The organism is Xenorhabdus miraniensis, from assembly GCF_002632615.1.
Genome location: NZ_NITZ01000117.1, coordinates 1 through 548, shown reverse-complemented (window position 1 = coordinate 548; position 548 = coordinate 1). Strand labels below are relative to the sequence as shown.

Annotated in this window: 1 protein-coding gene; it reads right to left on the bottom strand. The window is 46.7% G+C overall.

The annotated features are described in order from the left end of the window. Positions 1 to 115: 115 nt before the first annotated feature. On the bottom strand, positions 116 to 385 hold the full coding sequence (locus tag Xmir_RS22345) for a PAAR domain-containing protein (protein ID WP_099116124.1): 270 nt from the start codon (positions 383 to 385) through the stop codon (positions 116 to 118). Positions 386 to 548 lie beyond the last annotated feature (163 nt).

Genomic DNA, 548 nt, shown 5'->3' with positions numbered 1-548 from the left:
TTCATAACTAAATGTCTTATCACCTAATGTCACATCAATCTTATGTGTGCAATCATCCGGGTTTTCACAACCACATATTGCTGAACCTGCCTTTGTTGACGTCATTTTTATCTCCTTAACCAATATTTACACTGCCACCGCCAATCACGACACCGCCACAATCAACAGCATCTCCCGTTCTGGCGGCAGGTTTTCCCTCAATAAATACGGAGCCGGATCCCCCGGCGATTGCCCGTGAATGTGACGAATGAGAAACCAGTGCGTCACCTTGTCGTGCAAGATAAGCTCCATCAACTTTAACCGTACTAGCTCCGGTAATCACGGGAGTTGCGGAACAATCACCGTGCTCTGTACCGATATCTCCGATTTTGACTGCATTACCCATAATTAGTTTTCCCTGTTTTGGTTAAAGAGGCACCTGACCCATTTCTTGAATTAACACATGTTCCGCCCGCATATGTCCCGGCTGACTGTATTCGGTTAATTGGGAATAGATCGCCGTTGGCAGGTCATCAAGTGTGAGATAGTGCCGGATGATGAAGAGCTGG